Origin of the sequence: Tritonibacter horizontis, assembly GCF_001518015.1 — a bacterium.
GTDB classification, from domain to species: Bacteria; Pseudomonadota; Alphaproteobacteria; order Rhodobacterales; family Rhodobacteraceae; genus Epibacterium; species Epibacterium horizontis.
The window spans coordinates 1-25149 of record NZ_LPUY01000075.1; the positions used below are offsets into that span (position 1 = coordinate 1).

Annotated in this window: 23 protein-coding genes; 15 read left to right on the forward strand and 8 right to left on the reverse strand. The window is 61.8% G+C overall.

Going from position 1 to position 25149, the window contains the following annotated elements; all coding sequences use genetic code 11:
- Nucleotides 1-63: 63 nt before the first annotated feature.
- On the reverse strand, nucleotides 64-873 hold the full coding sequence (locus TRIHO_RS13250; protein ID WP_068244477.1) for a lytic transglycosylase domain-containing protein: 810 nt from the start codon (nucleotides 871-873) through the stop codon (nucleotides 64-66).
- A gap of 362 nt (nucleotides 874-1235) precedes the next feature.
- Here TRIHO_RS13250 and TRIHO_RS13255 point away from each other — a divergent pair, with 362 nt between their 5' ends.
- The 15 genes from TRIHO_RS13255 to pdeM all read left to right on the forward strand — a co-directional run bounded on the left by TRIHO_RS13255 (nucleotide 1236) and on the right by pdeM (nucleotide 16546).
- Complete coding sequence (locus TRIHO_RS13255) at nucleotides 1236-1436, forward strand: hypothetical protein (protein ID WP_068244480.1); 201 nt, start codon at nucleotides 1236-1238, stop codon at nucleotides 1434-1436.
- 100 nt (nucleotides 1437-1536) lie between these two features.
- The gene (locus TRIHO_RS23925; protein WP_165595915.1) at nucleotides 1537-1710 is read left to right on the forward strand and encodes a hypothetical protein; all 174 of its coding nucleotides are present in this window, start codon (nucleotides 1537-1539) and stop codon (nucleotides 1708-1710) included.
- A 161-nt stretch (nucleotides 1711-1871) separates the two neighbouring features.
- Complete coding sequence (gene cpaB, locus TRIHO_RS13260; protein WP_068244483.1) at nucleotides 1872-2735, forward strand: Flp pilus assembly protein CpaB; 864 nt, start codon at nucleotides 1872-1874, stop codon at nucleotides 2733-2735.
- A gap of 218 nt (nucleotides 2736-2953) precedes the next feature.
- Nucleotides 2954-4342, forward strand: a complete 1389-nt coding sequence (locus TRIHO_RS13265; protein WP_068244486.1) for a type II and III secretion system protein family protein — start codon at nucleotides 2954-2956, stop codon at nucleotides 4340-4342.
- Nucleotides 4343-4364: 22 nt separating this feature from the next.
- The gene (locus TRIHO_RS13270; protein ID WP_068244489.1) at nucleotides 4365-4985 is read left to right on the forward strand and encodes an OmpA family protein; all 621 of its coding nucleotides are present in this window, start codon (nucleotides 4365-4367) and stop codon (nucleotides 4983-4985) included.
- 225 nt (nucleotides 4986-5210) lie between these two features.
- Entirely contained in the window at nucleotides 5211-6455 is a 1245-nt protein-coding gene (locus TRIHO_RS13275; RefSeq protein ID WP_068244791.1) for an AAA family ATPase, read from the forward strand.
- Nucleotides 6456-6485: 30 nt separating this feature from the next.
- Entirely contained in the window at nucleotides 6486-7937 is a 1452-nt protein-coding gene (locus TRIHO_RS13280; RefSeq protein ID WP_068244492.1) for a CpaF family protein, read from the forward strand.
- Nucleotides 7937-8905 carry a type II secretion system F family protein gene (locus TRIHO_RS13285; protein WP_068244494.1) on the forward strand — a complete coding sequence of 323 codons (969 nt, stop codon included), beginning with the start codon at nucleotides 7937-7939 and terminating at the stop codon, nucleotides 8903-8905. Before TRIHO_RS13280 ends, TRIHO_RS13285 begins: the two co-directional genes overlap by 1 nt.
- 10 nt (nucleotides 8906-8915) lie before the next feature.
- Entirely contained in the window at nucleotides 8916-9887 is a 972-nt protein-coding gene (locus TRIHO_RS13290) for a type II secretion system F family protein (RefSeq protein WP_068244497.1), read from the forward strand.
- 11 nt (nucleotides 9888-9898) lie between these two features.
- Nucleotides 9899-10504 carry a tetratricopeptide repeat protein gene (locus tag TRIHO_RS13295; RefSeq protein ID WP_068244499.1) on the forward strand — a complete coding sequence of 202 codons (606 nt, stop codon included), beginning with the start codon at nucleotides 9899-9901 and terminating at the stop codon, nucleotides 10502-10504.
- A gap of 33 nt (nucleotides 10505-10537) precedes the next feature.
- A complete protein-coding gene (locus TRIHO_RS13300) occupies nucleotides 10538-11389 on the forward strand; it encodes a tetratricopeptide repeat protein (protein WP_068244502.1) in 852 nt (283 codons plus the stop codon).
- A 15-nt stretch (nucleotides 11390-11404) separates the two neighbouring features.
- Complete coding sequence (locus TRIHO_RS13305; protein ID WP_068244505.1) at nucleotides 11405-11902, forward strand: prepilin peptidase; 498 nt, start codon at nucleotides 11405-11407, stop codon at nucleotides 11900-11902.
- Between the two features lie 165 nt (nucleotides 11903-12067).
- A complete protein-coding gene (locus tag TRIHO_RS13310; RefSeq protein WP_068244795.1) occupies nucleotides 12068-13375 on the forward strand; it encodes a P-loop NTPase family protein in 1308 nt (435 codons plus the stop codon).
- A 70-nt stretch (nucleotides 13376-13445) separates the two neighbouring features.
- Nucleotides 13446-15863 (forward strand): ligase-associated DNA damage response DEXH box helicase, encoded by a 2418-nt coding sequence (locus TRIHO_RS13315; protein WP_068244796.1) that lies wholly within the window; start codon nucleotides 13446-13448, stop codon nucleotides 15861-15863.
- The gene (pdeM, locus tag TRIHO_RS13320) at nucleotides 15860-16546 is read left to right on the forward strand and encodes a ligase-associated DNA damage response endonuclease PdeM (protein WP_068244508.1); all 687 of its coding nucleotides are present in this window, start codon (nucleotides 15860-15862) and stop codon (nucleotides 16544-16546) included. Before TRIHO_RS13315 ends, pdeM begins: the two co-directional genes overlap by 4 nt.
- 132 nt (nucleotides 16547-16678) lie before the next feature.
- Here the strand turns inward: pdeM and folD are convergent, their stop codons facing one another.
- The 7 genes from folD to pal form a co-directional block, all read right to left on the reverse strand.
- Nucleotides 16679-17581: a bifunctional methylenetetrahydrofolate dehydrogenase/methenyltetrahydrofolate cyclohydrolase FolD gene (gene folD / locus TRIHO_RS13325; RefSeq protein WP_068244510.1), complete on the reverse strand. Its 903-nt coding sequence runs from the start codon at nucleotides 17579-17581 to the stop codon at nucleotides 16679-16681.
- A 189-nt stretch (nucleotides 17582-17770) separates the two neighbouring features.
- On the reverse strand, nucleotides 17771-19447 hold the full coding sequence (locus TRIHO_RS13330; RefSeq protein ID WP_068244513.1) for a formate--tetrahydrofolate ligase: 1677 nt from the start codon (nucleotides 19445-19447) through the stop codon (nucleotides 17771-17773).
- Nucleotides 19448-19629: 182 nt separating this feature from the next.
- Entirely contained in the window at nucleotides 19630-20211 is a 582-nt protein-coding gene (locus TRIHO_RS13335) for an MOSC domain-containing protein (RefSeq protein WP_068244516.1), read from the reverse strand.
- 209 nt (nucleotides 20212-20420) lie between these two features.
- Nucleotides 20421-22334, reverse strand: a complete 1914-nt coding sequence (gene ftsH, locus TRIHO_RS13340) for an ATP-dependent zinc metalloprotease FtsH (RefSeq protein ID WP_068244519.1) — start codon at nucleotides 22332-22334, stop codon at nucleotides 20421-20423.
- 89 nt (nucleotides 22335-22423) lie between these two features.
- Nucleotides 22424-23710, reverse strand: a complete 1287-nt coding sequence (gene tilS, locus TRIHO_RS13345; protein WP_232367785.1) for a tRNA lysidine(34) synthetase TilS — start codon at nucleotides 23708-23710, stop codon at nucleotides 22424-22426.
- Nucleotides 23701-24552: a tetratricopeptide repeat protein gene (locus tag TRIHO_RS13350; protein ID WP_131811205.1), complete on the reverse strand. Its 852-nt coding sequence runs from the start codon at nucleotides 24550-24552 to the stop codon at nucleotides 23701-23703. Before TRIHO_RS13350 ends, tilS begins: the two co-directional genes overlap by 10 nt.
- Before the next feature lie 5 nt (nucleotides 24553-24557).
- Nucleotides 24558-25061 (reverse strand): peptidoglycan-associated lipoprotein Pal, encoded by a 504-nt coding sequence (gene pal, locus TRIHO_RS13355; protein ID WP_068244527.1) that lies wholly within the window; start codon nucleotides 25059-25061, stop codon nucleotides 24558-24560.
- Nucleotides 25062-25149 lie beyond the last annotated feature (88 nt).

Here is a 25149-nt window from a genome sequence, read left to right on the forward strand (position 1 = left end):
CCCCCGCCCCGGTCGGATCGCAAAGCGATCCGAAACCACCCTGAAAAAGACCGCCGTCGGCAGCTATTTCATCGCCTGGAAAACACAGCCATCCGACATCATGATCGGCGGCGTCGCGCAAAGGTTTCGTGCCACGCGATAGGCGGCCAGTACTTTGGGGACATAATCACGGGTCTCGGCGAAAGGCGGCACGCCGGCGTGTTCCCGCACGGCGCCCGCCCCGGCATTGTATCCAGCCAGCACGAGCATCGGATCCCCTGAAAATTCCTGCATCAACCAGTCGAGAAACCGCACGGCCCCGGCTATATTCTGCACGGGATCAAATGCATCGCTGACCCCAAAACGTTCCGCCGTCGCAGGCATCAGCTGCATCAGCCCCTCGGCCCCCACCCGACTGACCGCGTCAACACGCCCACCGGATTCGACCGCCATCACCGCCAGCACCAGGGCCGGCGAAACCTCGGTCCCGATCGTGGAGGTCAATAGCGAAACCCCATGCGCCCCGATCATGTCCTGCATGTCCTGCAACCGGGGCGTGGCGATTTCACTGCGCCCCTCCAATACCGATAGCGCCTCGACCAGGCGCCCCGGCGAGGCGCCCGCAAGGTCGCCGCCGACGGCCTCCCAGAACCAGGGGTAGCGGGTGACGGTGCTGTTGGGTTGGATGGACCCATCCGGTCTTGCGGTGCTGACGGCCGGGACCGGGGCTGCCGGGTCGATTTGAACCGTGATACGCTTTTGCGCCCCGGCCGTTGGCGGACGCACCCGCTTGGCCTCAAAGTCAGGAAACACTGCCGAAGGGCGGCTTTCGTCCTGCGCCGCCACAAGACTTGCGACCACAAGGCCGAACACTGTTGCTGCCACCCGCTTCATCTTGATTTTGCGCGTCCTGCCGTCTGATTTCGGCTGAACCCTGAGCGAAAGTGCCGCAAAAATCCAGACGGATGCGCCAGAATTGGACCTTTTTGCCACATTTGCTCCTTATTCGTCGCAGGTGAAAAAGGAAAAAGCGGCAAAATGCCAGACAATCATGAGCAAATTCAAAGCTTTGATGAATTTCCTAAGATTTTTTTAATCTTGCCGAACGCCTTCCGGGTTTCGGCCCAATTCCTGCCACGCTGACTAGGGATAACAGTGACATCCAAAGCGGAACGTCATCAAGCAGGTGAGAGAGCGGATGACACAGAAGTTCCAGCAAGGGTAACACTTTTTTCGATCCTCAGGAGGGACGTACCATGATCAAATTCTTCAAAAACTTCCGCAAAGACGACTCTGGCGCCGTAACCGTTGACTGGGTTGTGCTGACCGCCGCCGTCGCCGTACTGGCAGGCGTTGTCTACACCTCGATCCAGGATGGCGCATCCGACCTGACCGAAGGCACCGGTAACTTCCTGTCCGATCTGGACCCAAGCGCAGAAGAAGCACCGACCACCTAAGCCTCGCTTCGGGGATCATGGGATCCTGACGTAAATGTTTCGGGCCGCAAATCGTTTGTGGCCCGAAATCATCCGGGGGCGCCAGCCGGGAGGTTTACTGATGAAGACACTCAAGAGATTTCTGGCGCGTGATGACGGAGCTGTCACCGTCGACTGGGTCGTATTGGCCGCCGCCGCCATCGTCTTGGCGGCTTTGATTTCATCCGCGATGCAAGACGGGGCTCTCGGCCTGGCCGATGGCCTGGCGAGTTACATGTCGGACTGGACGTTCTGACCACGGCTTTCCACCGGCGCGCCTCGCGTCTTGGGTGCAGGACCGCACCCTTCTGATATCACTTTCAGCGCCTGTCCCGGTGACGGGTCTGCGCGACCTTTGCCCCTTGGCAGGGTGGCACGTGACATCCTCACGCGGATACAGCACAGAAAGGGACCCCCATGAGAGCGGTTTTTGGACTCGTCCTCATCGTCGGTGTCGCCCTTGCCGGCGGCGCTGTCATGATGGCAAAGAATTACATCGAAGCGCATCAGACCGCCCTGGCACGGGAACGCGCCAAAGGTCAGCAAAGCGCCCCGACCGTCGACGTCTACGTCGCCAACAAGCAACTGAACTATGGCCGTCGCCTGACCAAGGACGACATCCAGCTGATAAAATGGCCCAAGAACGCGGTGCCCGACGGTTTCTTTACCGCTGCCGAGGAGCTGTTCCCCTCCGATCATCAGAACGATGCACGCTATGTGCTGCGCACGATGGAAAAGGGCGAACCGCTGATGGCGGTGAAAATTACCGAACCGGGACAGGATGCAGGCCTCACGTCGCGGCTTGAACGCGGCATGCGTGCCTTTGCGATCCGTGTCGATGTCGCCAGCGGCGTGTCTGGTTTCCTGCGCCCCGGCGATCACGTCGATGTTTATTGGTCCGGTCGCCCGCCCTCCTCTCGCGGCGAGGACAACCGTGGCGAAGTCACCCGACTGATCCAGCCGAACATCGAATTGATCGCGGTCGATCAGACCGCTGGCACAGATCTCAGCGGCGCCCTGATTGCCCGGACCGTCACCGTCACCGTGCGCCCCGAACAGGTCGCCGCCCTGGCGCAAGCCCAGACAACCGGACGCCTGTCGCTGTCGCTGGTCGGCGCCGAGGACGACACGATTGCCACTTTGGTGGAGGTTGACCAACGCAAATTGCTCGGCCTGGGCGAAATCGAAGCGCCCCAGCGCGTCGAGGAAGAAAAGGTCTGTACCATCCGAACCCGCCGTGGTGCCGAGGTGGTCAATATCCCGATCCCCTGCAGCAATTAAGCGTCAGGCAGCGAATTCAGACGGTTACCAATTGGCCCGCGCGGTGTTTCATCACCCGCGGGCCAGTGCGTTCAGACCACAGGCCCGCGTCAACTTTCCATGAACCTGCACCCTGAAGTCATTGATTCTTGCAATGAAAGCCGAAGTAGCGCAGATTGACTTCAAAATTGGGGCAACAAGACCCCAGATGTTGAGGCGTGATCGGAAAGGCAGGTCACATGTCATTTGGACGTTATTTTGCGGCAGCCCTCACGGGGCTGACCCTATTCTGCGCATCCCTCCCCGACGCCACGCTGGCGCAGGGGATCAAGGTCGTGAAAAAGGGCACCAATTCCATACTCGACGTGCCGATGAACCGGGCCGTTGTGGTGGAGGCGGATGTGCCATTCGCCGAATTGAGCATCGCCAATCCGGGCATCGCCGATATTTCATCCCTTTCGGATCGCACCATCTATGTGCTGGGGAAATCTCCCGGGATGACCACCCTGACGCTGCTGGATGGCTCCGGGCGGCTCATCACCAATGTCGATGTGCGCGTCGCGGCGGATGTGACCGAATTCAAACAGCGGCTGCAGCAAATCCTGCCGAACGAGAAAATCGAAGTGCGGACCGCCAACGACGGGATCGTCCTGTCGGGTAATGTCTCCAGCTCGCAACGCCTGCAACGCGCAATGGATCTGGCGGAACGCTACGCACCGGACCGGGTCAGCAATCTGATGACTGTCGGCGGCGTGCAGCAGGTCATGCTCAAGGTGCGCTTTGCCGAGATGCAGCGCTCTGTCAGCAAATCGCTCGGCTCTTCGGTCGCACTTGGTACTGACCGCGTTGCCGGGGAAACCGGCACCTGGTTGCTTGGCGACAATGGCCTTGGCAACCCGATCCAGACCCAGGAAGACACCGTCGGCGCCCTGTTCTTTGGCTTTGACATCGGGTCGGTGGAATTTGGCGTATTGCTTGAGGCGCTGGAGCAAAAAGGTCTGGTCCGCACCCTTGCAGAGCCAAACCTGTCTGCCCTTTCCGGCCAAGAGGCCAACTTCCTGGCCGGTGGTGAATACCCGATCCCCGTGGCCCAGGAAGAAGGTGCGATTTCCATTGAATTCAAACCCTTTGGGATCGAGCTTAACTTCGTGCCGAGGGTTGTTGATGGCGATCTGATCAACCTTGAGCTCAAGGCGGCCGTCTCTGCCATCGACACCACCAACTCTGTCACGCTGAATGGTTTCTCGATCAATGCCTTCTCCCGCCGGGAAACCTCGACCACGGTTGAATTGCGGGACGGAGAAAGCTTTGCCATCGCCGGCCTGATCGAGGATCAATTCCTCGACAATGCCGCCCAGGTGCCATGGCTGGGCGATGTCCCTGTGCTCGGGGCGCTGTTTCGCAGTGCCGATTTTGAACGCAACCAGAGCGAACTGGTGATCATCGTTTCCGCCCATCTGGTCACACCGACACGGGGCGAGGCCTTCTCTTTGCCAACGGACCGGATCAAACCGCCGAGCGAAAAGAACCTGTTCCTGTTTGGGCGTACAGAACGCGTCCAGAAGGGCGCCGCCGGCGAAGTGGCCAATCAGGACTTTGATGGCTCCTACGGCTATCTCCTAGACTAACGGATTAAGAACGGTGGCGCAGATGTTGAAATATACGGCAATTTTCGGACTGGCCCTGATCACCGGTGCCTGCGCCTACAAAGAGGCCGGGCAGCCGTTGGATGGCCAGTATTTCGGGCAGGCCACCTTGAACAACACCGCCGTTTTATCTGGCGAGCGGGATTTCCGGGTCGAACTGGCCAAGCGGTTCGCCCAAGACGTGCCCACCACGATCAACTTTGATTTCGACAGTGCCCAGCTTGACGGGGCAGCGCGTCAGGTGCTGAGCGCGCAGGCCGAATGGATCCGGCAATTTCCCGAGGTCCGGTTCCGGGTCTATGGTCACACCGATGCGGTTGGCAGCCAGAGCTATAACAAATCCCTCGGCCTGAGACGCGCGCGCGCCGCCGTCAACTTCCTTGTGTCACAGGGGATCAGCCGCCAGCGCCTGGAGGCCGTTGCCTCCTTTGGCGAGACGCAGCCCTTGGTTCTGACCGATGGTCGCGAACGCCGCAACCGCCGGACCGTGACCGAAGTCAGCGGCTTTGTCGCCGCCCGCGTGAACGAACTGGATGGAAAATACGCCGCCATAATCTATCGCGATTATGTCGAAAGTGCGGTTGTTCCCAGTACCTTGACCAGCGAAAGCTCGCTCTCTGAATAGCGCGGTGACCGCGCAGGGCCCCTGCGTGTTGGTGTGCGGCGGCGCCCGCGCATTAACCGGCTGTTAGGTACAATTAATTTTCCCAACAATCGGGGCTTTTTGGCCCTACTCTTGCCCATATTGAGGACGACACTCGTCCCATAAGGTGCCCCTCGCCGCATGGACAGGGTGCACCGGTCCGCAAACGGCTTCGGTCGGGACCATGCAATGTGGGGATACATGGCAATGACGAATGGGAATTCGCAAGCAGATGCAGCGCCGATTTCGGCCTGTACCATCAGTCGGGATGTGCAGAACTTTGATCTGCTGATCGAAGACATGGAAGCCGTCATGGGCGAGGCCTGGGGCGACCTTGGCTTTACCGAAGCGCTTGCTTTTTTCTACCAACCCGAGGCCGAGGCGCTCGATTTTGTCGCCATCGCGATGGATGCCGAGGACGAGGAAATCCTGCCCTTGATGGGGGAGATCATCACCCAGGCCAAATCCCGCGGCATTAAGGTCATCCTGGTGGCCGAGGACGTCACCCCCGCCGCTCTGCACAAGCTCCTGCGCCAAGGCGCCGACGAATTCATCCCCTACCCCTTGCCGGAACAGGAACTGGCCGCCGCGATCGAACGGGTTCGAAAGCCCGCCGAACCGGTCGCACCCGTGGCCGCCCCGGCGCGCGCCCACAAGCTTCATGCAGATAGCCAGCGTGAGGGCGCCGTGATCGTGGCCCAGGGCCTTGCCGGTGGCACCGGATCGTCGACCTTTGCCGTCAACCTCGCCTGGGAGCTGGCAGAGCTGAATTCAACCGAGCGGCCCAGCGTCTGCCTTTTGGATCTCGACCTTCAGACCGGCTCGGTTTCGACCTACCTCGACCTGCCGCGACGCGACGCCGTGATGGAAATGCTCAGCGAAACCGAGGCGATGGACGAAGACATCTTTGGCCAATCCTTGCTGCCCTTTCAGGACAAACTGCAGGTCCTGACCGCGCCCGCCGATATGGTGCCGCTGGAATTCATTACCCCCGAAGACATTCTTCGTGTGGTGGAAATGGCGCGCAGCCATTTCGATTTCGTGGTCATCGACATGCCGCATACGCTGGTGCAATGGACCGAAACGGTGATGACCCTGTCACATGTCTATTTTGCGCTGATCGAACTGGACATGCGCTCGGCCCAGAATGCCTTGCGGGTCAAGCGCGCGCTGCAATCCGAAGATCTCCCGTTTGACAAGCTGCGGTTCATCCTGAACCGGGCGCCTAAATTCACCGACCTGAGCGGCAAAAGCCGGGTCAAACGCTTGGCAGAAAGCCTTGGTATTTCTCTCGACGTCCAGCTGCCGGACGGTGGGAAATACATTCTGCAAAGCTGCGACCACGGACAGCCGCTGGCCATCTCTGCTCCGAAAAACCCGCTGCGCAAGGAAATCGCCAAACTGGCGCGAAGCCTGCACGAGCTGGGAAAATCCGAAGCCGAAGCTGCCTGAACGCTCGCGTGAACACCTGGGGTTAATACAATGTTTTCCAAGTACAAAAAGACGTCCGCCGTGCCAGTTCAGGCACCGCCCAAACCGGCCAATCCCGCGCCCGCCGCAGCCACGCCTGCTGCCGAGGGTGTCAAAACCGTTCTGCGTCGCCCACTCGAGCGCAAGGCCGCCGAAGCGGCACCGATGGACCGCGAGCGCAAGCGCAAGGAACGGCTGGGCGAGATCAAGATCGAACTCCACCGCGAGCTGCTGGAAAACCTGAACCTGGCCGCGCTTGAAAAGGCCACCGAAGCAGACCTGCGCAACGAAATCGCCTCGATCTCTGGCGAGGTCCTGCAGGAAAAGAACATTGTCCTGAACCGTGAGGACCGCCAGCAGCTCAACAAGGAACTCTATGACGAGGTCACCGGGCTCGGGCCGCTGGAAACCCTGCTCAAGGATGACACGGTGTCCGACATTCTTGTGAACGGCCCGCACCAGATTTTTGTCGAACGCAACGGCAAGCTGGAAGTGTCCGACATCACCTTTAAAGACGAGCGCCATCTGATGCGGATCATTGACAAAATCGTCTCTGCCGTGGGGCGGCGCGTCGATGAATCCAACCCCTATGTGGACGCCCGTCTGGCGGATGGATCGCGGTTTAACGCGATGGTTCCGCCGGTGGCTGTGGATGGATCGCTGGTTTCGATCCGAAAGTTCAAAAAAGACAAGCTTGGCATCGACGATCTGGTGAATTTCGGCGCCTTCACCGAAGAAATGGCTGCATATCTGCAAGCCGCCGTCTCGACCAGATTGAACGTCATCGTCTCTGGCGGCACCGGTTCGGGCAAGACAACCACCCTCAATGCGCTGTCATCCTTCATCGACAACGCCGAGCGGATCCTGACCATCGAGGACACCGCGGAACTGCAACTGCAACAGTCCCATGTGGGGCGGATGGAAAGCCGCCCACCCAACGTCGAAGGCAAGGGCGAAGTCTCGCCCCGCGACTGTCTGAAAAACGCCCTGCGGATGCGCCCCGACCGCATCATCGTCGGCGAGACACGCGGCAGCGAGGTCATCGACATGCTGCAGGCGATGAACACCGGCCACGACGGGTCGATGACCACGATCCACGCCAACTCTGCCCGCGACGGGATTTCACGGCTGGAAAACATGATCGCCATGGCCGGGATCGAAATGCCGATCAAGGCGGTCCGCAGCCAGATCGCATCGGCGGTAAACCTGATCGTACAGGCCTCCCGCCTGCAGGACGGCTCGCGCCGGATGACCTCGATCACCGAAATCACCGGCATGGAAGGCGATGTGATCTCGATGCAGGAAATCTTTCGCTTCCAGCGGGTTGGCCTGACACCAGACAACAAGATCATCGGTCATTTCACCGCAACCGGCGTGCGCAGCCACTATTCGGAACGGTTCCGTCTCTGGGGCTATGACCTTCCTGCGTCAATCTACGAACCCACAGTGATGGAGCGCCGCTGATGCAAATCGGAATGGAACCACTCATCTACGGCCTGATCTTCGTTGGCGTGCTGGTGCTGGTCGAAGGCATCTACCTTGTCACCTTTGGCAAGTCGATCAGCCTCAACAGCCGGGTCAACCGTCGCCTTGATATGCTGGAAAAGGGCGGCAATCGCGAACAGGTGCTTGAACAGCTTCGCAAGGAAATGCAGCAACACCTCAGCTCGCGCTCGATCCCGCTCTATTCCCTGCTTGCCGAACGGGCCCAAAAGGCAGCCATCGCCTTTTCACCGCGTCAGCTGATCATGATCATGTGCGGTCTCGCTGGCCTGGCCTATGTCGGCCTCAGTGTCGGCACCCAGGCTGAACCGCCCGTCCGGGCGCTCGCCTCCATTGTCATCGGCGTCGGCGCGGTGTTCTTCTGGGTCAATTCAAAGGCCAAGAAACGTCTCGCGATGCTGGAAGAGCAACTCCCCGACGGGGTTGAGCTGATGGTGCGGAGCCTGCGCGTCGGCCACCCTTTCACCTCCGCCATCCAGATTGTCGCCAAGGAAGTCGAAGATCCGCTGGCCACCGAATTCGGGATCATTTCCGACGAATGTGCCTATGGGCGTGATGTCGGCGAGGCGCTGAAAGACATGGCCGAACGCCTCGACATTCAGGATCTGCGCTTTCTGTCCGTTGCCGTGACCATTCAGCAGCAATCGGGCGGCAACCTGGCCGAGGTTCTGGCCGGGCTGGCCAAAGTCATCCGCGCCCGCTTTCGCCTGTTCCGCCGGGTCAAGGCCATTACCGCCGAGGCCCAGTGGTCTGGCAAGTTCCTCTCTGGCTTTCCGCTGTTCTGCCTCGCCTCAACCCTGATCAACGATCCGGCCTATTATGACGGCGTCGTCGATCATCCCTGGTTCATTCCCGCCTGCTTCATCGTCGGGGGCATGCTGACGGCCAACCTTTTCGTGATGCGCATGCTCACCAACATTCAGGTCTGAGGAACCCGCCATGAACCCGATTACCTTTGTTCAAGACGCGTTGATTGCCCAATTCGGAGAGGCCGGCCCGTTGCTGGCGCTGGGGTTCCTCGGCCTCGTGCTGGTTGCTGTCGCCGTGGGTCTGCTGCTGAACCAACCAGAGGATCCGCTGAAAAAACTGCAGCGCAGCCTGAACGAAAGCCAATCCGGAACACCGCAAAAAGAGCGCCTGCGCCAGGCCAACCGCAACGAACAGCTGCAGAAATTCGCAAACTTCCTCGAACCGCAAGACGCCGAGGAACTGTCCGCGATGGAACTGAAACTGCGCCAGGCCGGCTATCAGTCCAAGGATGCGGTCCGGCTGTTTCACTTCGCTCAGTTTGCGCTTGGCCTTGTCGGGCTCGGCCTTGGGCTGGTGTTTGTCTATGTGCTCAATCCCGATGTCGAATACAGCACCCAGGATATTGCCTTGCGGGTGATCGGCCCCGGTGGTGCCTGCTATTTCCTGCCGCGCTACTGGATCACCCGCCGCATCGAAGAACGCAAACAGGCGATCACCCGCGCCTTTCCCGATGCGCTGGACATGATGCTGGTCTGTGTCGAGGCGGGTCAGTCTCTGGACCAGGCGATTGTCCGCGTCGCCCGTGAACTGCAGGCCTCCTACCCGGAGTTGGCAGAAGAATTCGAGGTGGTCGCCCATGAGATGAAGGCCGGCAAGGACAAGGACAAGGTCATGCGCGATATGGGAACCCGTTGCGGGGTGCAGGATGTTTCGTCCTTTGTCACCGTGATGATCCAATCCGCGACCTTCGGGACATCCATCGCCGAGGCGCTCCGGGTCTATGCCGGCGAAATGCGCGACAAACGCGTGATGCGCGCCGAAGAGGCTGCAAACAAGTTGCCAACCAAAATGACCCTTGCCACAATGGGTCTGACAGTGCCGCCGCTGCTGATCATCCTCGTTGGTCCTTCGGCGCAAGGTATTTCAAACCTGGGAAAATAAGGCAGACCTCCATGACGTTCAGGACCTGGCGCACCCACCTTTTCCGCCTGGTCCCACCCGCGGCCGCCGCCAGCGCATCTGCGTTGGTGGCGGCTTGCGTGTTGGGATCGGGGGATGGCGTGCTCAATGGCAAGGGCGACCGGGTCTGGGCCCCCGGCGTTGACACCCGCGCCGAGGCCGTCAACGGGCTGGATGTCGGCCACCGGCTGATGGCCGCAGGACAATACGAACTGGCGATCGACGCTTTCAACCGGGCCGCCTTGCAGGAGGGGCTGACGCCTGAGGTGCTGTCCAGTCTGGGCTCCGCCAACCTCGGGCTTGGGCGATTGGGGCAGGCCGAGGATCTGTTGCGCCGGGCGGTGAAGGATGCTCCCGAATGGCTCGAAGCGCTGAATAACCTCGGGGTTGTGCTGCTGGAACGCGGCAAGACGGCCGAGGCCGAACAGATCCTGCGCCGGGCCTATGCCTTCGACAATGGCGAAAGTGACGCAATCCGCGATAATTTGCGGCTGGCCCTCGAAAATCTTGACAATCCGGGCCATAGTGACGCCACAGGCAGTGACTATAAATTGGTGCGGCAGGGCGGCGGTGTATATCGCATCCAGACGACACCATAGCGCCAGAGGCAGAGCAGAAAAGGACGCAGAAAAATGCGCCAAATGGTTCTTTTGTCCGCAGGTTTGATCGGGGTGTTGACCCTTGCCTCCTGCAGCAAGGAGATCGACAAAGAAGCCGTCGAACGGGCCTTGCAGGACGTGAATGTGATCGACGAGAGCAATCTCAACAACGTTATCCTGAACAGCTCCGACCCCAACGAGGCGGTCAGCTACTTCCAGCGCAGCGTCGCCAGCAACCCGGATCGGATTGATTTTAACCGAGGCCTCGCAGCGTCGCTCGTACGCGCCAAACGCTACACAGAGGCCGCCGCCGCATGGCAGCGGGTCACCTCCCTGCCGGCGGCAACGGATGCCGACCGGGTAGAGCTGGCAGACGCGCTGATCCGCACCAACAGCTGGGATCAGGCCAAGGAAACCCTCAATACCGTCCCGCCCACCCATGAGACCTTCAAACGCTATCGTCTCGAGGCGATGGTGGCCGACTCTCAGAAGGACTGGAAAGCGGCGGACAGTTTCTATGAAACGGCCATTGGGCTCACGACGACTCCGGCGGGTGTCTTTAACAACTGGGGCTATTCCAAGCTGAGCCGTGGCGACTATGCCGAGGCGGAGCGGCTGTTTGGCGAGGCCCTGCGTCAGGACCCGAACCTGTTCACCGCCAAGAACAACCTTGTGCTCGCCCGGGGGGCACAGCGCAATTACAGCTTGCCCGTCATCGCAATGACCCAGACCGAGCGGGCACAGCTGTTGCATACGATGGCCCTGTCGGCGGTCAAACAAGGCGATGTCAGCACCGGCGAAGGCCTGCTGCGCGAGGCGATTGATACCCATCCGCAACATTTCGACGTTGCCGCCCGCGCGCTCGAAGCGCTCGAAAACGGCTAAGGCGGGGGCGCACGGATGCATTTCCCGGCCCAAGCCGCCCTGTGGTTCCTGCCCTTCGTGCTGCCGCTGTGTGCCGTGGTGATGCTGACCGACCTGCGCGAAATGCGCATTCCGAACTGGACCGTGGATAGTCTCGGCGCGGTCTATGTCCTTCTTGGCCTTCTGGTGATGCCCACCTGGGCCGACTATGGCTGGCAGCTGTTGCATCTGCCAATCGGCGTCGGCCTCGGCTTTCTGTTCTACGCGGCGGGGCTCGTGGGGGCGGGAGATGCGAAATTTGCCGGCGCCGCCGCGCCCTATGTCGCCTTTGCCGATCTGTCGCTGGTGGTGATCATCTTTGCCGTCACGCTGCTGACCGGGTTCCTCGCCCACCGGTTTGCCCGGCACACCGCCCTGCGCCGCCTGGCGCCCCACTGGAAAAGCTGGGACGTCGGCCGCAAGTTCCCGATGGGTCTGTGTCTGGGCGCGACCCTTGCACTCTACCTGTGCCGGGCGGCGGCCTCCGGGGTCTAATCCTGCGCCTTTGCCCTGGCCCGGGCAGCCCCCCTCAAACCCGGACAATCAAACAGGCTCTTCGCGGAAATGCTGCAACGCTGCCGTGGTCTTGCCACAGTATTCCATAGTCTCTGTCGGGACGGTTCCGCCCTGTCCACATCCTGAAACGAGGCCATGCCAGAGATGAACATGCAGACCACCTCCGTGATCGCCCCCCCCGCGCCCAAAGGCCTGGCAGAGATGCGCCTGCCCCTGGTGATGATGCGCGACATTCTGTTGAAAACCATGTTCCGCAAGACCCTGGACATGGTGACAGAATTGGCCGAAGCGATCTGCCTGCCCTCCTCGGTGACGCAGGAACTGGTGGATATCGCCCGCGAACAGAAACTGGTCGAGGCGACAGGCACGCTCAACGCCAATGCCGGCAATGAAATGGGCTATCAGCTGACCGATGCAGGCAAGGCCCGCGCCCTGGATGCCTTGTCTCAATCCGAATACTTCGGCGCCATGCCGGTGCCGCTGGACGTCTACCGCGAACAGGTCAAACGCCAGTCGATCCGCAATATCATGGTGACCCGCCAGCAACTGACCGCCGCCATGGGGCATCTGATCCTGCCCGACAGTCTGCTCGACCACCTTGGCCCTGCTGTCAGCGCAGGCCGCTCGATCCTGATGTATGGCCCGCCCGGCAACGGCAAATCCTCGATCTCCAACGGTATTCGCGACGCATTGGGCGACCGCGTCTACGTGCCCCGCGCCATCGAATACGCCGGGCAGGTGATCACCGTCTATGACCCCATCGTGCACAGCGAGGTCGCCGCCGACGTCGAAGACCCCAACGCCCTGCGCAAGCACCGCCGGTTCGACGAACGCTACGTCTGTTGCGAACGCCCGACCGTGGTGACCGGGGGGGAACTGTCGCTGTCGATGCTGGATCTGGTCTACAACCCTACCGCGCGCACCTATCAGGCGCCGCTGCAGCTGAAATCCACCGGCGGGATCTTTATCGTCGACGACCTTGGCCGCCAGGCCGAAAGCCCGCAGGCCCTTGTCAACCGCTGGATCGTTCCCCTGGAAGAGGGCCGCGACATCCTGTCCCTGCAATCCGGTGAAAAATTCGAAGTCCCGTTTGACACATTGGTGATCTTCTCGACCAACTTCCATCCGAACGAGATTTTTGACCAGGCCGCCCTGCGCCGGATCTTCTTCAAGATCAAGATTGACGGGCCCAATCAGGAAAACTACCTGAAAATCTTTGCCCTTGTGGCCCGCAAGAAAGGCATGCCCCTGGACGAGGCCGCGCTGGTGCATCTGCTGAAGGTCAAATACCCGACAATCAACAATATCTATGCCAACTATCAGCCGGTGTTCCTGGTCGATCAGATGATCTCCATCTGCGAATTCGAAGGCATTCCCTATCAGATGAGCCCCGAACTGATCGACCGCGCCTGGGCCAATATGTTCGTCAAGGACGAGACGATTGTGAAATAGCGGGCCTGCCCCGGCAGGGCTGTGCGCAAAATCCTTTGGCGGCGACACCGCTTTGGACTAAATGGGGAACATGACCTCCCTGCCCCCACAGATTCTGTCCTGGTTCGCGGCCCGCGCCTGGTCGATCCATCCGCATCAACATGCGATGCTGGCACGCAAGGACGCACCCGCGACGTTGCTTATTGCACCCACCGGTGGTGGCAAGACGATGGCCGGCTTCTTGCCAACCCTGGCCGAACTGGCGACCGGGAACCACGCGGGGCTGCACACGCTCTATGTTTCGCCGCTCAAGGCGCTGGCCGCCGATATCAAGCGAAACCTCACCGGCCCCGTGACTGAGATGGGCCTGCCGATCCGGATCGAGGATCGGACCGGCGACACCTCTGCGACGCGCAAGCGCCGTCAGCGCGCAGATCCACCGCAGATCCTGCTGACCACCCCCGAAAGCCTGGCGCTGATGGTGTCATACGAGGACGCACCGCGCATCTTTCGGGGCCTGCAACGGATCATCATTGACGAGGTCCACGCCCTCGCTGAAAGCAAGCGTGGCGATCAGCTGATGCTGGCGCTGAGCCGCCTGCAGGCACTGTGCCCCGATTTGCGTCGGGTGGGTCTGTCGGCCACAGTGGATGACCCGCAGGCGATTGCACACCGGCTGGCGCGGCATCCGGACCCTTGCGAGATTCTGCTGGCCGACCCCGGTCCCGCACCGGATATCCGCATGCTGGAAACGCAAGAGGCGCCCCCTTGGGCCGGGGGCGGCGCGGCCTATTCTATTCCCGCGGTGCTTGACCAGATCCGCCAGCACAACACCACGCTGATCTTTCACAACACCCGCGCCCAGGCGGAAATCTTCTTTCACAACCTGTGGCTGGCGAATGAGGACAGCCTGCCGATCGGCATCCATCATGGCTCGCTTGATCGGACGCAGCGCGAACGGGTCGAGGCCGCGATGGTTCGGGGCGAGCTGCGTGCGGTGGTCTGTACCGGCTCTCTGGACCTCGGGATTGACTGGGGCGACGTGGATCTGGTGATCCAGATCGGCGCGCCGAAGAACGTCAAACGGCTGGTGCAGCGCATCGGCCGTGCCAATCACCGCTACAATGCCCCGTCCAAGGCGCTGCTGGTGCCCGCCAACCGTTTTGAGGTGGTGGAATGCCGCGCCGCGCTGGAGGCCGTCCGGGACAACGATCTCGACGGTGACCCGCTGCCAACCGGCCCCCGAGACGTCCTGTGCCAGCATATCCTGATCGCAGCCTGCGCCGGGCCCTTTGAGGCCACCGATCTTTATCAAGAGGTGACCAGCGCCGGGGCCTATGCCAGCCTCAGCCGGGCCGAGTTTGATGCCTGTCTCGCGTTCTGTGCCACCGGCGGCTATGCGCTGCGGGCCTATGATCAATGGCAGCGGTTGCTGCAACGCCCCGATGGCCGCTGGCAATTGCGCGATCCCCGCGCCAGCACCCGCATCCGCATGAACCTCGGCACCATCCAGGACACCGATACGCTCAAGGTCCGGCTCAAACGCAGTCGCGGTGGCAAACCGCTGGGCGAGATCGAAGAAGGCTTTGCCGCGACGCTCACGCCCGGTGATACCTTCCTGATTGGAGGCCAGATCGTGCGCTATGAAGGGCTGCGCGAAATGACCGTCGAAGTCACCCGGAACGCTGCCAAAAAACCCAAGGTCGCGACCTTCAACGGCACCAAATTCGCCACCTCCACCCAGCTTTCGGCCCGCATCCTGCGGATCCTGAACCAACCCGACTGGGACGATCTGCCCCCCCACACCGCGGAATGGCTGGCCCTGCAGCGCGAGGTTTCGCAGATGCCCCGCCATGGACGCCTGCTGCTGGAAAGTTTTCCGCATGAGGGGCGCGAATATCTCTGTGTCTTTGGCTTTGCCGGGCGCAATGCGCAGCAGACGCTGGGGCTGTTGCTGACCAAGCGGATGGAGGATCTCGGGCTTGGCCCGCTTGGCTTTGTCGCCTCGGATTACGCAACGCTGATCTGGGGGCTGGAACCGGTGACAGCCCCACAGGACCTGCTGGATCTTGCAACCCTGCGGGACGGTCTGGACGGCTGGCTGGCCGGAAACGCCGTGATGAAGCGGGCCTTCCGCTCTGCCGCGATCATCGCGGGCCTGATCGAGCGCAACACCCCCGGTCAGCGCAAAAGCGGCAGGCAGGCCAGTTTCTCCGCGGACATCCTCTATGACACGCTGCGAAAATACGACCCCGATCACCTGTTGCTCGACATCACCCGCGAGGAAGCCCTGCGGGGGCTGGTCGATTTTGGCCGCATCGAAGAGATGATGGCCCGGGTCGGCACGCGACTGGACCTTCGACGGCTGACGCGCATCTCGCCGTTGGCGGCACCGCTGCTGCTCGAGGTGGGCAAGATCCAGATCAAAGGGGCGGGAATTGAACGCCTGATGGCGCAGGAAGCGGCGGCCTTGATGGCGGCCTCCGGCCTTGCGGGGCTGTCGCAATGAGCCCGGCTCGGCCCCATGATCGGCAGGACGCACCGGCCGGTTTTGATGTCCTGTTCTGTGGCGAGCGGCTGTCCCTGCTGGGCGCGCGGGCACTTTGGTGGGCGGCGCAGTCGACCCTTGTCGTATCCGATCTGCATCTGGGCAAATCCGAACGGGTGGCCCGGTGCACCGGTGTTTCGCTGCCGCCCTACGAAACCCGTGATACGTTGGACCGGCTGGAGACATTGATCGCAGCGCAGCGCCCGGCGCGGATTGTCTGCCTCGGTGACAGTTTCGACGATGACCATGCCGCCCGAAACCTGCCTCTGAGCGATCTGGACAGGCTGCGTGGTATGATGGTGGGGCGTCACTGGGTCTGGGTCGAGGGAAACCATGACCCCAGCCCGCCAAACCTGGGTGGTATCGCGCTGGCAGAGTTCGCCCTCGGCCCTCTCACCCTGCGCCATATCGCAGACCCCGCAGCGACCGGCGAAATCAGCGGTCACTACCACCCCAAAGCCAGCCTGCGCGGCCAGTTCAGACCGGCGTTTCTGTTGGACCGGACCCGCCTGATCCTGCCGGCCTTCGGGACCTACACCGGCGGTTTGCGCAGCACCGACAAGGCCTTGACCGGATTGTTGCAAAGCGACGCATTGGCAGTGCTGACGGGACCACGCCCCCTGCCCTGCCCGATGCCGCGATAGACATAGGCCCCGCCAGAAGATCCCAGGCCCCGGCCAGGGCGACGAGAAAACACAACGGCGGCGCGCGCCGTGGCACGCCGCCGCAAAAAGTTGTCAGCTGTCAACTCGGGGCAGTCCTCGCCGCGCGGGGCCTCAGGCGGTCAGCCCCTCGGGTTCCGCGATGCCGTTTGCCCGGCAGCAGGCGGTCACCGTATTGGCCAGCAGGCAGGCAATCGTCATTGGCCCGACGCCCCCCGGCACCGGGGTGATGGCCCCGGCGCGCGCGGCGGCGCTTTCGTAATGCACATCGCCCACCAGGCGTGTCTTTCCGGCGCCCTTTTCCGGGGCGTCGATGCGGTTGATACCGACGTCTATGACCGTCGCACCCGGCTTGATCCAGTCACCGGGCACCATTTCGGGGCGGCCCACGGCCGCCACGACGATATCGGCACGGCGCACCACCTCTGGCAGATCCTTGGTCCGCGAATGCGCGATGGTCACCGTACAGCTGTCGCCGAGCAGCAATTGCGCCATCGGCTTGCCGACAATATTGGAACGCCCAATCACCACCGCATCCATGCCGGAAATCGACCCATGGTAATCGCGCAGCATCATCAGGCAGCCCAGCGGCGTGCAGGGCACCATGGATTTCTGCCCGGTTCCCAGCAACCCGACGTTGGAAATGTGGAACCCGTCCACATCCTTGGCCGGTGCGATGGCGTTGATGACAAGATCCTCGTCAAGATGCTTGGGCAGCGGCAGTTGCACCAGAATGCCATGGATGCTGTCATCGCGGTTCAACTGGTCGATCAGCGCCAGAAGATCGGCCTCGGAGGTATCGACCGCCAGTTTGTGCTCGACGGATTTCATGCCCACTTCGAGGGTCTGCTTGCCCTTCGAGCGAACATAGACCTGCGAGGCAGGATCTTCGCCGACCAGCACCACGGCCAGCCCCGGCACCAGATCGTGATCCGCCTTCAGCCGCGCGACATGTTCGGCCACCTGACCGCGCACCTTGGCCGCAAAGGCCTTACCGTCAATGATTTCTGCTGCCATCGCTTTGTTCCTTCTCTGGTGACAGAGCCCCCCGGGGACTCTGTTCAAATCTCTGGGATGTCCCTCGCTGCGCGCAAACTGGACATATCGGCACATCCACGCGGTGGCTTTCGGCTGGTCATCGCCACATCAAACACGGCCTACGGCCCGAGATCTATGCCCCGGGCCGCAGATTGCCTATTTCGGCCCTTAGAACAAGCCTTCGATCTGGCCGTCATCATTCAGACGAATGGTTTCCGACGCCGGCGTCCGTGGCAGACCGGGCATTGTCATGATCTCACCACAGACCACCACGATGAAACCGGCCCCTGCCGACAGGCGAACCTCCCGTACCGGCACCGAATGGCCAACCGGCGCCCCGCGCAGATCGGGATCGGTCGAGAACGAATACTGCGTTTTTGCCATGCAGATCGGCAGATGACCGTAGCCTGCGGCTTCCCATTCCTTCAACTGATTGCGGATCTTGGCATCGGCCAGAACCTCGTCGGCGCGGTAGATGCGTTTGGCGATGGTTTCGATCTTTTCAAACAACGCCATCTCGTCCGGGTAGATCGGCGAGAAATTGGCGCTGCCGCCCTCGACCAGTTCCACCACTTTTTCCGCCAGGGGAGCAGACCCTTCGGAGCCCAGTTCCCAGTGACGGGCCAGCACGGCCTCGACGCCATGGGTGGCCACATAGGCCTTGACCGCGTCGATCTCAGCCTCGGTGTCGGTGACAAAGTGGTTGATCGCGACGACCGCAGGTACGCCAAATGACTTCACGTTCTCGATGTGACGGCCAAGGTTGGCGCAGCCGTTCTGCACCGCCTTGACGTTTTCCGCCCCGAGATCCGCCTTGGCCACGCCGCCGTTCATCTTCATCGCGCGCACGGTGGCCACGATCACCACAGCCGAGGGGGCAATGCCCGCCTTGCGGCACTTGATGTTCATGAACTTCTCAGCGCCAAGATCCGCGCCAAAGCCCGCTTCGGTCACCACATAATCGGCGACTTTCATCGCGGTTTTGGTGGCGATGACAGAGTTGCAGCCGTGGGCGATATTGGCAAAGGGGCCGCCATGCACAAAGGCCGGGTTGTTCTCCAGCGTCTGCACCAGGTTCGGCTGCATCGCGTCCTTCAACAGCACGGTCATCGCGCCTTCGGCCTTGATATCGCGGCAATAAACGGCCGTCTTGTCGCGGCGATAGGCAACGATGATGTCGCCCAGACGTTTCTCCAGATCCTTCAGATCGTTGGACAGACACAGGATCGCCATGACTTCGGAGGCCACGGTGATGTCAAACCCGGTCTCGCGCGGGAACCCGTTGGAAACACCGCCAAGCGACGCCGTGATCTGACGCAGGGCCCGGTCGTTCATGTCAACCACACGGCGCCAGACGACGCGGCGGATGTCGATCTCCAGTTCGTTGCCCCAGTAGATGTGGTTGTCGATCATCGCCGACAGCAGCGCATGCGCCGAGGTGATGGCGTGAAAATCGCCGGTGAAATGGAGGTTCATTTCCTCCATCGGGACCACTTGTGCCATACCGCCGCCTGCGGCACCGCCCTTCATGCCAAAGTTCGGACCAAGCGAGGCTTCGCGGATGCAGATCATCGCGTTCTTGCCAATCCGGTTCAGGCCATCGCCCAGACCAACGGTAGTGGTGGTCTTGCCCTCGCCCGCCGGTGTCGGGTTGATCGCGGTCACCAGAACCAGCTTGCCGTCCTCACGGCCCTGGACCGAATTGATGAACTTCTGGCTGACCTTGGCCTTGTCATGGCCATAGGGCAGAAGGTCGTCTTGGGTCATGCCCAGTTTGGCACCGATCTCCTGGATCGGGAGCTTGTTCGCCTCGCGGGCGATTTCAATGTCACTCTTGTAGCTCATGGCCTGGTTCCTAAGTGTCGAGTTGGCAGGGTCCGGCGTGGGCACCGGCGTCCCCTCTACGCTTAGCCGCTCGGGAAAAAACCGCGCCATAGGTTTCCGACACAATTGTGCCTCAGAGCGTCGTCCCTTGTTTTCGATAGGGGCGCGCAGGCGTCAAAAGGAAAACAATGTTCCCTGCCGGTTCAGCTTTCCCCCTGCCAGGCGCGTTGCGCAGGCAGGAACAGACGCAAGGCATCGCCCAGCTTCACCTGACCGGGACGTTCGACCCAGGCTGTGATTCCCCGCCGGTTTTCCGCCGCGCGCTTGAATTTGGGACCAAACCCGCCGTGATCCTTTTCGATCTCGCGCCCCGGCAGCACGCAAGGCTGGTTTTCCATATCAATGGTCAGCGTAGCCCCATCCGGCGCCTGCAGGCGGGCCGAAGGCGGCACAAATGTAAGGTCGGGAATGCCCCGGATCACCATCGACGCCCCAAGGTGGCGTGGGTCGATCTGGTCCAGCCCCATCTCGGCAGCGATGAGCGCCAGTTCTTCTTCGGAAAGGATCGTCAGCTGTCGCACGTTGCGGATCTCGGTGCCTTGCGGGTAGAGGTTTTTCACCCGCACACAAGAGGCGCGTTCGCGCCCTTCATGCCGTTCGCCGGAGATCCCGTCAAAGCCAAGGTCGAGCGCCTCACGGCGCTCCGCCTGAATGCCGCCCCCCGCCGGCACCATGCCGAGCCAGGTGATTTCCGCGATGAAACGTGATTCCGTCAGTACTGGCATGTTCCACTCCGTTGTTGTGCGGCCCGCCGAGGTGACCGGCCTGCAATTTAGCAGCAGCCCATGGGGATGCAATTGCCGATCCGCCTGTGCGGATGTGCCCTCCCCTCAGCGCCCGGCGCAGCCCGGTCGCCAAGGCGCCCCGACAGAACAAAAAAGAGGGGCACCCGCTTGGGTACCCCTCACTTTGCTGCGTTGCCGCGGCGCATGGATCACGCCGACGGTTCCGGCTCCATGTCGCCATCGGGCGGTGTTTTCTTCGGCTTGGCCTTGGGGATCGCGGTGATGGATGGCGCGCCGGTGTCGGCGTCATCGCCCGCATCATCGTCCGCCTGCGGCGGTTCGCCGTTCATCACCCGCTTGATCTCGTCCCCGGTGAGGGTTTCGTATTCCAGCAGCCCCTGCGCCAGACGTTCCCATTCATCCTTGTTTTCCACCAGGATCCTGTAGGCGGTCTGATAGGCCTCTTCGATGAAACGTTTGACCTCGTCCTCGATCAGCTCCTTGGTGTTTGCCGACACTGAGAACCCACCGGTGTTGCCAGAGTATCCCTCGTGGGCCTCGGCATAATCGATGTTGCCGACCTTGTCCGACATGCCCCAGCGCAGAACCATCGCCCGCGCCAGTTGGCTGGCCTGTTGGATGTCACCTGCGGGGCCATTGGACACATGACCTTCGCCGTATTTGATGATCTCGGCCGCCTTGCCCGCCATGGTCATCGCCAGCTTCTGCTCACATTCGTCCTTGTGCCAGTTCAGCCGGTCCATTTCAGGCAGGGACACCACCATGCCGAGCGCGCCACCACGGGGGATGATCGTGGCCTTGTAGACCGGGTCGCATTCCGGCAACCGCAGCCCGACGAGCGCATGGCCGGCCTCGTGGTAAGCTGTCTTTTCCTTCTGATCCGCCGTCAGGACCATGGATCGACGCTCTGCGCCCATCATGACCTTATCCTTGGCGCTCTCGAAGTCTTCCATCGTCACGAACCGGCGCCCGACGCGGGCGGCCATCAGCGCCGCCTCGTTCACCAGGTTGGCCAGATCGGCACCGGAAAAGCCCGGCGTGCCGCGTGCGATGATGCGCAGATCCACGTCAGCGCCCAATGGCGTCTTGCGCGCATGCACGCCAAGGATCTTCTCGCGGCCCTTGATGTCCGGATTGCCGACGGTGACGTTGCGGTCAAAGCGACCGGGACGCAGCAGCGCCGGGTCCAGCACGTCCTTGCGGTTTGTGGCCGCCAGGATGATCACGCCTTCGTTGGCCTCAAACCCGTCCATTTCGACCAGCAGCTGGTTGAGCGTCTGTTCGCGTTCGTCATTTCCGCCGCCATAACCGGCACCACGGTGACGGCCCACAGCGTCGATTTCGTCAATAAACACAATGCAGGGCGCGTTCTTTTTGGCCTGCTCGAACATGTCACGGACACGGGAGGCACCGACACCGACGAACATCTCGACAAAGTCGGAGCCCGAGATGGTGAAGAAGGGCACACCTGCTTCGCCGGCAATAGCGCGGGCCAGCAGCGTCTTACCGGTGCCCGGAGGGCCCACCAGCAGCGCACCTTTTGGGATCTTGCCGCCAAGACGCGAGAATTTCTGCGGGTTGCGCAGGAATTCGACGATCTCTTCCAGCTCTTCCTTGGCCTCGTCGATACCGGCGACATCATCAAAGGTCACGCGACCGTGTTTTTCGGTCAGCATCTTGGCCTTGGATTTGCCAAAGCCCATGGCGCCGCCTTTGCCGCCGCCCTGCATCCGGTTCATGAAATAGATCCAGACACCGATCAGCAACAGGAAGGGCAGGAAGGTCAGCAACAAGGACTGAAAGCCCGACTGCTGCTGCTTTTCCGCCCGGACGGGGATGTTATTGTCGATCAGCATCTGGGTGACTTCGGCGTCGCCCGGTTTGATCGTGGTATAGCTCTGATTGTCGGAGGTGGTGAACCTGACCTGTTCGCCATCGAGCGTCACCCGGCTGACCTGACCGTTCTCAACAGCGGTTACGAATTCCGAATAAGTCCTTTCGCGGCTCTGCAACGTGCTGCCGGATCCGCTGAACAAATTGAACAGGGTCACGACAAGCAGGAACAGAACAACCCAAAAGGCGATATTACGTGCGTTGCCCAAAATGGCTCTCCCAAGAATTCCAAGGACGCCACGGCAGTAGCACGTGACGACCATCAGTTATACCTAGAATAAGGATGATTTGGTCAGGTTCAATGCGATAAAGCATTCACCGCCCATGTCTCTGCGGGACGAAGGGCGGTTATTGTCCATTCAGAAGAGCGGAAAAGCAGCGGCGCGGCAAGCATTTCCTCGCCTTTCCAGACGCTGGGCAGTGTCATCAGGACCTCGCGCGGGGTGGCAAATTGCCGCCAGTCCCCGATGTGTCGCAGCCCCGCCGCCCCAAGGGGCCGGATTTCTGTACCCGGCGCCACGTCCTTCGGTCCCTGCACCCGCCACGCCGCCGCCCAGAGCTGGGCCGCAGCTGCACCCTTGGGCCAGGATAGGCAGCTATCCTGCACCGTCCGAGACTCGCGACAAATCCAGAACGACGCCCCGCGTTTGAAAATCTGGCAGCCCTGAAGGGTCATGCCGCGCCCGGCCTCCATGGCGCGCAGCGCCTCTTGCAGTGGCGCGCGGCGGGGCGGATAGCCCGGCCCGTTCACAAATGTGATCGCCTGCAGCAGAAGCCGCCGCGCCACGTCTTCTGGCAGCGCGCCAAACCCGTCAGCGTCAATCATAACAGCGCCATAGCGCACCTGACCGATCGCCCTGGCCGCCGTCAGCATGGCCTGCGCCAGCGCACTGTCGGCCATGCGCATATTGTCTGCAACGGTGCCCAGGGCCTCGACCGTCAGGCCAAGCGGTTCCAGCGCCCGCAGCGCATCGCGGATCCGCACCCGTTCAAACCGCATGTCCTGATTGCTGGGGTCCTCGATCCAAGTGATGCCCCGCGCCGTCAGGTAGTCGCGCAGGTCCTCCCGCCGGAGGTGCAGCATCGGGCGCAGCAGGGTGAGGCTGCCCCGGACCTGCCGCAGGGCCATCCCCGCCAGACCGGTCACCCCGGAGGCCCGGCGCAGTCGCATCAGGACGGTTTCAGCCTGATCGTCGGCCGTGTGCCCCACCGCGACCTGGTCGATGCCGCGTCCCCGGGCCCAGGTTTCAAGCAGCCGGTAGCGGGCCGTGCGCGCCGCATCCTGAAGATTGCCCTCTTCTGTCGGCTCCTGCCAGGTCAAGATATCGTGTGACAGGCCCAGTTGCGCCGCCTGCGCTGCGACCGCCTCGGCCTCCTGCCGTGATTCGCGGCGCAGACCATGGTCCACCGTCGCAATATGGAGCTGCATCGTCCCCTCATCAGCGAGGGTCGCGAGCAAATGCATCAACGCCACGGAATCGCTGCCGCCCGACACCGCCACGCCAAGGCGAGATGGCAGGGCCGTGCCGATTTGACGACGGATTTCTTCGGTCAGAGCCTCTTCTGTCGGCGGGGTCAGGAACACGCCAGTTTGGCCCGCTCCTGTTCAGCGTTTGCCACCATCGGATGTGCGGGAAAGCGGACCGCGACTTCGGCCAGCGTGATGCAAGCCTGATCCAACTGCCCCAAACGACCAAGCGCCGCCCCCAGTTCAAACAGTGCCTCGGGCGCGACAGACCCCGTGGTATCCCCGGTAAAGGCCGCCAGATAGGCGCGCGCGGCTTCGCGGGTATCGCCAAGCCCGTCGAGGGCCTTGCCCCGGTTGAAATCGACCTGCGCGGTCAGCGGGCTGCCCGGATAGGCCGATTTGAAGGCTTCAAGTTTATCCGCGGCGGCCTGATAGGCCTGCGCGTCAAGGTCGCTGACCGCAGCCTGAAAATCGGTCTCCTCGCCAATGGCGAGTTCCCCTGTCACCCCATCGGTCGGGCTGGCCAGAGGCGGTTTCTGACCCAGACCAAGCCCGGCGGCGGTGTCTTCGCTCGGCCCACCGAGGGTTGTGGTTTCGCCCAGCTGGGACAGGTCGCCGCCCTCCAGTTCAACCAGACGAAACTCCAGATCGCCGACCCGGTTGGTGCCATCCTCAACGACGCGCTGAATGCGATACTGCAACTCTTCGGTCTGTGCCGTCAGCCGTTGCAGTTCCTCTTCAATGGCGGTCACCCGCTCCAGAACCGAGGACCCCGCCAGCGAAGCCGAGGGCGCCCCCGTCGTGGACAGCTCGCGGTTCAGGCGCTGGATTTCCACGTGCAGGACGGTCAGTTCCTGACGGATGTCCGCCAGGGTCTGGTCCCGTTCCTGCGCGACCGAGGGAAGCGCGCCGGCCACAACCAGCGCTGTCGAAAGGAGGATCTGGCGCATACGCGTCATCTGCTTCAGCTCACTGCGCCGCCAGCCAGGACTGTCACCGCGCGACGGTTCTGGGCATAGCAACTTTCTTCGGAACAGATCTCGATCGGGCGTTCCTTGCCGTAGGACACCACCTGGATGCGGCCGCCTGCGACGCCTTGCGAGATCAGATACTCGCGCGCGGCATTTGCACGACGGGCACCGAGGGCGAGGTTGTATTCGCGGGTGCCCTGCTCGTCGGCGTGGCCTTCAATGGTCACCACGTAATCGCCGTTTGCATTCAACCAGCGCGCCTGACCGTCGAGGATGGCCTGCGCTGTTGGTGAGATGCTGGATTGATCAACCAGAAACAGAACACGGTCGCCAATCGCTTCGCGGAAATAGGCCGGGCTGGAGGGGTCATGCAGACTGCCCCCCGCGCTCAGCCCCGCGCCGCCGCTGCCGGAATTGGTATCGTCCCAACGCGCGTCGGAACAGGCTGCAAGGGACAGGCCCGCAACCAGGAAAATTACTGTTTTCATACTGCTCATCTGAAATCGCCTCGTGTCATCGGACATTTCTTGCCGAAGTGTTAGCATATTCTGGCCCGCCGCGCCACGGGCTTGACCGCCCGGACCC